General features: G+C 61.9%; 7 protein-coding genes. 4 read left to right on the top strand and 3 right to left on the bottom strand.

Going from position 1 to position 8,731, the window contains the following annotated elements:
- Positions 1–209 precede the first annotated feature (209 nt).
- A complete protein-coding gene (locus DBR46_RS30045; RefSeq protein ID WP_124530058.1) occupies positions 210–2,336 on the bottom strand; it encodes a TonB-dependent siderophore receptor in 2,127 nt (708 codons plus the stop codon).
- A gap of 95 nt (positions 2,337–2,431) precedes the next feature.
- The gene (locus tag DBR46_RS30040) at positions 2,432–2,821 is read right to left on the bottom strand and encodes a DUF2946 domain-containing protein (protein WP_124530056.1); all 390 of its coding nucleotides are present in this window, start codon (positions 2,819–2,821) and stop codon (positions 2,432–2,434) included.
- A gap of 93 nt (positions 2,822–2,914) precedes the next feature.
- Between DBR46_RS30040 and DBR46_RS30035 the strand changes: the two genes are divergently transcribed.
- The 3 genes from DBR46_RS30035 (at position 2,915) to DBR46_RS30025 (ending at position 6,357) form a co-directional block, all read left to right on the top strand.
- On the top strand, positions 2,915–3,352 hold the full coding sequence (locus tag DBR46_RS30035) for a DUF3995 domain-containing protein (RefSeq protein ID WP_124530054.1): 438 nt from the start codon (positions 2,915–2,917) through the stop codon (positions 3,350–3,352).
- Between the two features lie 96 nt (positions 3,353–3,448).
- Positions 3,449–5,947: a TonB-dependent siderophore receptor gene (locus tag DBR46_RS30030; protein ID WP_124530052.1), complete on the top strand. Its 2,499-nt coding sequence runs from the start codon at positions 3,449–3,451 to the stop codon at positions 5,945–5,947.
- Positions 5,948–6,027: 80 nt separating this feature from the next.
- Complete coding sequence (locus tag DBR46_RS30025) at positions 6,028–6,357, top strand: hypothetical protein (RefSeq protein WP_026136677.1); 330 nt, start codon at positions 6,028–6,030, stop codon at positions 6,355–6,357.
- Positions 6,358–6,362: 5 nt separating this feature from the next.
- Here DBR46_RS30025 and DBR46_RS30020 read toward each other — a convergent pair whose 3' ends face one another.
- Entirely contained in the window at positions 6,363–7,262 is a 900-nt protein-coding gene (locus DBR46_RS30020) for a LysR family transcriptional regulator (protein WP_124530050.1), read from the bottom strand.
- A 107-nt stretch (positions 7,263–7,369) separates the two neighbouring features.
- Here DBR46_RS30020 and DBR46_RS30015 point away from each other — a divergent pair, with 107 nt between their 5' ends.
- Positions 7,370–8,479 (top strand): AbrB family transcriptional regulator, encoded by a 1,110-nt coding sequence (locus tag DBR46_RS30015; protein ID WP_256659428.1) that lies wholly within the window; start codon positions 7,370–7,372, stop codon positions 8,477–8,479.
- Positions 8,480–8,731: the final 252 nt, after the last annotated feature.

The following is an 8,731-nucleotide window of genomic DNA, read 5'->3' as shown; positions in this document are numbered from 1 at the left end:
TTACCCCCCAAATCCATATCGGATTACGGCCAGCGTGTTTAACGGGGCGCCTAAGATCAAAAGCAAAGCGCGGCGGCCTAGTAGCCGACCGGTTTTTTGGAGCTGGCGTGTTCCCCTGTGGGAGCTGGCTTGCCTGCGATGGCATCAACTGGGTGTGCCTGATGTACCGAGTTGTCTGCATCGCAGGCAAGCCAGCTCCCACATCAGGTCTAGAACTTGGTTTGTACGGCCAGTTCGAACGTTCTCGGCGATCCCAGGTAGTAAGCCGGCGACACATGCGCAAACTCGGCATACACCTCATTCGTCAGGTTGCGCACTCGACCCGTTACCGAGGTGTGTTGATCCACCTTGTAGCGCAGGAACGTGCCGAACAACGTGTACGCCGGCACGGTCAGGGTGTTGGCGTTATCCGCATACACCTGCGCCACATAGCGCGCATCCACACCGCCTTGCCAGTCCGCGGCGAAGTCATACGTCAGCCACAGGTTGCCCACGCGCTTCGGTACGTTGGTCGGGGTGTTGCCCTTGCGTGACACCACGGCGCCGCTGGCGATCTTCTCGTTGAATTCGTCGTATTCGGCGTCCACCCAGGCGAAGTTGCCTTCGGCCAGCAACCGTGGGGTGATGCGCAATGAGCTGGCCAACTCGATGCCGCGGGATGTCTGTGCGCCGACGGGAATGCTGCTGGTCGGGTCCAGTGGGTCGGTGACGGCAAAGTCCTTGCGCTCGATCCGGTAGGCGGCAACGGTGGCCGAGCCACGGCCGTCCAGGTAATCGAACTTGCTGCCCACTTCCCACTGCTTGCCGGTAGACACGTCGAACACCTGGGTCGTGGTTGTCGGCTGCTCGGCGGCGGTGCTGTATTGCACATAGACATTTGCCGAGGGGATGAACTGGTAGGTCAGGCCGACGCGTCCGGTCAATGGCTCCCAACGACGTTTGAAGTGTCGCGGGTTGGTGGCGGTCACCGTGTTGTGGTTGGTGACATCCAGGTCGATGGCGTCATAACGCAGGCCGGTCAACAGCGACAGTTTGTCGGTGAGGCCCAGGCGATTTTCCACGAACAGGGCCCGGGTGGTGACCTCGTTGGTCTTGTCCTTGATAAAGCCGGGTTTCGTACCCGGGATGGCGTAGAAATGCCCCGGGTCGAAGTGGTTAGGGTCAACCGCGCTGTTCCCCGCTGCACGCAATGGGCTGCTGGTGGTGCTGTTGATTTTGTATTCGAAGCCGCCGGACCAGGTGGTCGCCAGGCCAAAGACGCTGGCGTCGTGGCGCAGCTCGAACTGGTTGCCATTCTGCTCGCCCTGATGGCGCACCTGATACGCGGTCGAGCGGTTTACGGCGCTGTTGTCGGCGTTGTACTGGTAGGTCTCCAGGTTGCGGTAGTCGCGCTGGCTGTCGAGGTGATAGAGGGTGTTTTTCAACGTGGTGCTGTCGTTGATCCGGTAGTCGATGATTGACCGCGCCCACAGGGTGCGCTGCTCATAACGGCCATCGGCAACGTTGTAGTTGTTGAAGCGGTTGTGCCGATCGATCTTCAGCTCGCCGGCCTTGGGATTGAGCACCGGGGTGCCCCAGTAAGGGCTGTCCTCATGTTCATCCTGGTATTCCAGGGCCAGGGTGTGGGACAGGTTTGGCGTGAGGTCGCTGAGCAGGGAAAACGCCAGGCTCCAGGCCTCGCGTTGATCGCGCTCGATATAGCTGTGGTTGGTGTTGCGGCTCACATCCAGGCGCGCGTAGTGCTGCACCTCGGCGCCCGGCTCGGTGAGGGCGTGGTTGAGGCCGAAGGCGATGCCGGTGGTGTCGTAGCTGCCATAGCTGAGCTGACCTTGCGCAGCTTGTTCTTCGCGGCCGGCGAGCTTGGTCACGTAGTTGAGCGAACCGCCCACGGAGCCGGCACCGTTGATCAGGGAGGAGGGGCCGCCCACCAATTCCACGCGGTCGTAGATCCAGGCGTCCACCGGGCGGGCCAGGCCGGTCGCGACGTTGATGCCGTTGAACATCTGGGTGATCTGGCTGCTGGTAAAGCCACGATAAGACACGAACCCGCCAAACCCAGGTGGCGCGCTGGCATTGACGCCGGGCAGGGTGTTGGCCGCATCGCGGAAGGTCTTGGCGCCGTGGCGTTCGATATCGTTGCGGTTGGCGATGGCCACCGATGCCGGGGTTTCCCGCACGCTCAGCCCAAGCCGTGAGGCCATGCCGCTGGATTGATCCAGCGTCAGGCCGGGTTCGGCGCTTTGCTCGCCATCGATGGTGGTGGGCGCCAGCTCTAAGGCCCAGGCGCAGACAGGCAGGCAGCCGAACAGGCCCGCCAACAGGGGTAAATGTTTCATGGTTGAATCCTGAAAAACTTGGCTTGAAAACAACGCACAGCCGCACGCACGCCCTTGGGGATGCGGTGCTCAGTGCAGATCAGACAGCGAAGGGATCAGGCGACAGCAGGTGGCGCGCGTGGGTGAGCCGTGGGCCAGGTAAAACGGGCAGGGATGTCAGCGGCCAGCACCACGGCGGGTGGTGGCGCATGGGGTTGGGGCACTACCGCCACATTCAGGCTGGAACTGAGGGCCGGGCCCATGCCGCCGCTGGAGCACAGCGGGCAACCGAACGCCTTGGCCAGGGTCGGCAGGCTCTCGTCGGTGGAGTTGGCAGGGGCGGGCGCCTGGGTGCGCGGGTCCACCGTACAGAACTGGCCGCCGATGCCGTTGAGCTGCATGCCGACCATCTGCCCGTGACCGATGCTGCAGGCGAACACATTGAACAGGACGCAGCAGTAGAGCATCCAGGCAATGAGTGAGCGATCGGTGCGGGCGAATTTCATGGGGCGGCACTTTACCATCAGCCGCCGACGAAATGCCTGCAAAAAAACTCAAGGCGACTATCCTCTTTCGGACTTTTCCAGGGAGAGCCAGCCATGAGCTTTGTCATTGCGCGATGGATCGTTGGAGTGTTTACCTGCATCAGCATGGTCCACCTTTACTGGGCTGCCGGTGGCAAGCTCGGCAGCCTCGCCGCCATCCCCCAATTGCCCGGCGAATTTGCCCGTGGGCCAAGGCCGGCGTTCAAGCCTTCGGCGCTGGGGACGTTGCTGGTGGCGATGGGCTTGGTGGCGATTGCATTGCTCGTGTGTCTGCGTGCGGGGTTGTACTTCTCGGCAGTGTCCCATGGCGCGTTGCAGTGGGGGATCAGCGCGATAGCCCTGGTCATGTTTGCCCGGGCGATTGGCGATTCGGAGCTGGTGGGCTTTTTCAAGAAGGTCGGCGGGTCGCGGTTTGCTCGGCTGGATACGTATTTCTATTCGCCGTTGTGCCTGGTGTTGGGGGTGGGGTTGTTGGTAGTAGCGTGGGGCTGAAAACACACCGGCGCAAATAAAAATCGCTCTCATCCTTGCCCGATCTTCCGAGCTGCCCGTCATGGTTAATAGAACCTCTATTACCCAGGACTTCCCATGTCGCTTGCCCGTCCCTTGCACCCACTGGCCCTGTCAGTGGCGATGGCTTTTGCTGCTGTGCCGTTGCTGAATACTCCGCCCGTTTACGCCGCCGAGACCCCCAGCACCGTGCGCGGTTTCTCGATTCCCGCTGGCGATTTGAGCCAGGCCCTCAATAGCCTCGCCGAGCAGGCTGGCCTGGTGCTGGCATTCGATGCCGGCCTCACTCGCGGCAAACACAGCAACGGCTTGAGCGGGCAGTACGACACCGATGTGGCATTGACCCAGTTGCTCGCCGGCAGCGGCCTGCAAGCGCTAAAGATCTCCGCCGACCGCTATCGCCTCGAAGCCATCCCGGATAACGGCGCGGCCATGGAATTGCAGGCCACCACCATCAGCGGCGCCTACCACAGCGAAAGCCCGACTGGACCCGTGGCCGGTTACGTGGCCACCCGCAGCCTGTCAGGCACCAAGATCGACACGCCGATCATCGAGACCCCGCAGTCGATCTCCATCGTCACCAAAGACCAGATGCGCGCGCAGAACGCCGAGAGCCTCAACCAGATCCTGCGCTACAGCGCGGCCGTGGTCCCGGAAACCCGCGGCGCCACCGCTTCGCGTCTCGACCAGTTGACCATCCGCGGTTTTTCGCCCGCCACTTACCTCGATGGCCTGCGTATGCCATCAAGCCGCGACGCGTTGCCGCAAAAAGATGCCTTTGACCTGGAACGTGTCGAAGTTCTGCGTGGCCCGGCCTCGGTGCTGTACGGGCAGGGCACGCCCAGCGGCGTGATCAACATGGTCAGCAAGCGCCCGCTGGACACGCCGTTTCATGAGGTGGGCGTGGAGTACGGCACCTTCGACAAGAAGCGTACGACCTTTGACCTGAGTGGCCCGATTGATGATCAGGGCGTGTATTCCTACCGCGTGGCCGGGCTTTTCGACGATGCCGATGGGCAGGTGGATCACACCGAAACCCGCCGCCAGGCGTTATCCAGCGCCTTCACCTGGCGCCCGGATGACGATACGTCGCTGACCCTGCTCGGGCACTTCCAGAAGGACCCCAAGGGCGCGTCCTACGGCTCGGTGCCGGCGTGGGGCTCGGTGCTGCACAGCCCGACCGGGCACGATATCGATGTGGGGTTCTATGATGGCGAGAAGAACTTCGAGAAGAGTGACCGCGAGTACTACTCCATCGGTTACGCCTTCGAACACCGCTTCAACGACGTGTGGACCGTGCGCCAGAATGCCCGCTACCTGCGCAGCGAAGGCCAGTACCGCAGCCTCTACAGCAACTACCTGATGACGGACTACCGCACCATCCGCCGTTCGACCATCGCCAGCGATGTGAACATGGACGCCTACACCCTCGACAACCAGCTGCAGGCCAAGTTTGATACCGGCCCGTTGCAGCACACCTTGTTGATGGGTCTCGACTACCAGAACACCAGCACCGACACCAAGTCCGGATCCGGCGTTTACACCGCCGGGCCGACCCTGGATATTTTCAACCCGGTGTACGGCTCGGCTGTGCCGGTGCCGGCATACACCACCGACGGCACGTCGCGCAGCGAACAGACCGGCGTGTACCTGCAAGAACAGATGAAGTGGGACAAGTGGGTGCTGCTGCTGGGCGGTCGCTATGACTGGGCCAGCACCGATAACAGCACCCAGACCCTCAGCACCGGCGCCAAGAGCAAGTCCTCCCTGGACAGCAAGGCCTTTACCGGCCGTATCGGCCTGGTCTATCTGTTTGATAACGGCCTGGCGCCGTATGCCAGCTACTCGGAGTCGTTCAACCCGCAGTCGGGTACCGGCTACGGTGGCTCGGTGTTCAAGCCGACCGAAGGCAAGCAGTATGAAATCGGTATCAAGTACCAGCCACCGGGCAGCAACAGCTTTATCACCGCGGCCATTTTCGACCTGCGCCAGAGCAATGTGCTGACCACCGATCCAGATCCCACCCACCTGTGCGGTACCGGCCGTTGCCAGAGCCAGGATGGCGAAGTGCAGTCCCGTGGCTTTGAACTGGAAGGCAAGGCCAGCCTCAACGATAACCTGGATATCACCGCGGCTTACGCTTACCTGGACAACCGCATCAGCAAGTCCAACAGCACCGTGCGCTATGCGCCCATCAGCGACATCGGCGTAGGCCCGGCCATCGCCGCCGAAGGCACCACCACCTACGCAGTGCCTCGCCACACGGCGTCGGCCTGGGCGGATTACACCTTCCATGATGGCCACCTCAAGGGCTTCGGTGCCGGCGCCGGTGCGCGTTATGTCGGCTCGTCCTGGGGCGACACGGCCAACACCCTGAAAGTGCCGGGCTACACCTTGTTCGACGCGGCGGTGCACTACGACATCCCGAACATCACCAGCCTCAAGGACAACCTGCGCCTGGCCCTCAACGCCACCAACCTGGCGAATAAAGAGTACGTCGCATCGTGCTATTCCTACTCGTGGTGCTGGTATGGCTCACAGCGCACGGTACAAGCGAGTGCCACCTATCAGTGGTGATAAGGCACTTTAATGGCCCCTTTGTAACAAAATCCTCGGCAGAATCGCTTTTATTTTCAGTCGGTTAGTCGGGGATGTTAATGCGCACTGTTGGAATCATGCTGATCGCCTGCTCATTGGCAGGCGGCGCGGCTGCCGTGCAGGCACGGGAACTGCGCGAGGGTGACAAGTACATGTGCAGTTGGGGCGCGGGCACGGCTGCCAGGGCCCAGGAATTGAAGCTGTCGGGGGTGTCGTTGTATGCCGCTCGGCAGAAGATCCAGACCATCAAGTTCAACAAGTCGTGGATGCGCATGATGGCCATGGGCATCACCGAGCAGACCTATGACAGTCGCTCCCGGCTCAAGCCCGAAGCGATCCGCCAGAGCTTTTACCAGGACTGTGTGCGCTACAAAGTGGCGCGCAAATAGCCGGTTCATTGCGACAGCGGTGAGCTGGCGTCTTCCTGGAAATACACCTTCGCCGTTTCAATAAACCGCCGATTGGCCTGGGACAGGTATTCGCTGCCCCGCCAACACAGGTTGAAGTGCATGAACTGCGCAGGTTCGAAAGACACTCCGGCCAATCCGGGCTCCTGTTCCTGCACTGAACGCAGCAGGGTGGAAAGCCCCATGCCACTGCGCGTGGCGGCAATCACCAGCGGCACGAAGTTGCTTTCCAGGGCGATGTTGAAGCGCACCCGGGCGTTGCTGCAAAACGCATCCAACAGGTGGCGTTGCAGGAAGGTGTTGTCGAACACCAGCATCGGCTCGCCCTGCAAGCGTTCTGCGGCGACCGAGGCTGCGGTCGCCAACGGGTGCTGCTCATGCATGCACAACACCATCTCATCGCTGCCGAGCAACACTGACTGCCAGTCGGGATCGACGCGCCGCGACTCCAGCAGCGCCACATCAATATCCCGTGTTGCCAGGCGCGCGCTGATGTCATCGGCACTGCCTTCCACCACGTGCATGGCAATGCCGGGGTAGTGCGCGCGGAACTGCATCAGCAACTCGGGAATATGCCGGATGCCGTACATCGGCGGGATGCCGACGCGGATTTCGCCGCTGTGCAAGTGCGTCAGGTCCTGCAATTCACGACGGGCACCCGCCAACCCTTGCAGGCAGGCTTCGGCGCGGGCGAGGAACAACTGGCCTTCGGCGGTGACGCTGATCTGCCGCGTGGCGCGATTGAACAAGGCCACGCCCAGCTCATCTTCCAGGCGGCTGACCGCCATGCTCAGCGCCGGCTGCGCCACATGCAGGGCCTGCGCGGCCTTGGTAAAGCTGCCTTGGCGGGCGATTTCGACGCAGTACTCCAGGGCTTTGAGGTTCACGAGGGCTCGCATAACAAAGAGTGATGGGTTTCTTCACAAATGGATATTTTTTGTGATGCCAGCCAGTCTATAACCTGTCGGCACTCTTCTCCATGCCGGACTTCATCATGACCCTCAACCTTCGCCACTATTGGCTTGTAACCCTGATTGTCGGCGCCTTGGGCGGCGGCCTTGCGCAGTGGGCCGGTTGGCCGTTGCCTTGGGTCATCGGTTCGTTGCTGGCGGTGCTGATCAGCCGGTGTAGCGGGGCGATGGTTCCGCAAATTCCCCATGGGCGTGAAGCCGGGCAGTTGATTGTCGCCGTGGCCATTGGCTGCCACTTCACCTTGCCGGTGATGCAACAAGTGGTCGCGCACCTCGGGCTGATTGTCACGGCGGTGCTGCTGACGCTGGTGCTGGCATTGGGCTCGGTGTGGTTGCTGCACCGCTGGGGCGTGGTCTTTGGCACGGCGTTTTTTGCGCTGATGCCGGCGAACTCCACGGAGATGGTTCACCTGGGCCGGCAGCGCCAAGCCGACCCCGGTTTGATTGCAGCCGCCCACAGCCTGCGCCTGTTGTTGATCCTGCTGGCAGTGCCTGCGGTCGCGGCCTTTGGTTTGGCGCATACCGCTGCCCCCACGCCGTTGCCGGTGATCTGGCCCTGGCTGATCTTTATCCTGGGCATCAGCCTGCTGGCGGCGATGGGGTTCAAACGCTGCAACCTGCCCAATCCCTGGACCTTCGGCCCGTTCCTGATTTGCGCCGTGGGCGTCGCCTGCAACAACTTGTCGATGAGTATGCCTGGCTGGCTCAGTGGCGCCGGCCAGTTGCTGATCGGCTGTGCATTGGGCGCTGCGTTTGAGCGCAGTTTTTTTCGGAGCGCCCCGGGTTTTCTCGTCAAGGTGCTGGTGCTGCTGAGCGGCTCGGTGATCGCCACGGCGCTGGCGGCCTGGGCGCTGGGGACGTGGCTGGGCATGCCGTGGCTGTCGCTGGCCCTGGGCATGATGCCCGGCAGCGCGCCAGAGATGAGCCTGACTGCCGAGGCCTTGGGGCTGGCCGTGACGTTGGTGACGGCGATGCAGGTGATGCGCATGCTGCTGATCCAGGCGGCGTGCTTGCCGTTGTATCGGCTGTTGAGCTGTTCTTGGATAGGCGTGGTGAGCATTACTGCTGGACCTGTGGCGAGGGAGCTTGCTCCCGTGACGGACAGTCCTGCGACCGAGTCTAACCGGATGTAAACCGGTTCAACTGTGGGAGCGGGCTTGCTCGCGAAGGCGACCTATCATGCGACCAAGTCTTATCGGGTGTACGCCGGCCTAATGTGGGAGCTGGCTTGCCTGCGATAGCTATGTGTTGGGCGCTGAGGCTTTTTGGTCGGAGTACATATCCGTTATTTGGGTAACGGCTGATATTGGTTCCGCCCTTACGGCGGGTCACTTTTGGAAGAGCGCCAAAAGTAACCAAAAACGCTTCGCCCCACCACTCGGCAC

Origin of the sequence: Pseudomonas sp. KBW05 (assembly GCF_003852405.1) — a bacterium.
Classification (GTDB): Bacteria; Pseudomonadota; Gammaproteobacteria; order Pseudomonadales; family Pseudomonadaceae; genus Aquipseudomonas.
Note: the sequence above shows the minus strand (reverse complement) of the source record. Positions and strands in the feature narration are given on the sequence as shown.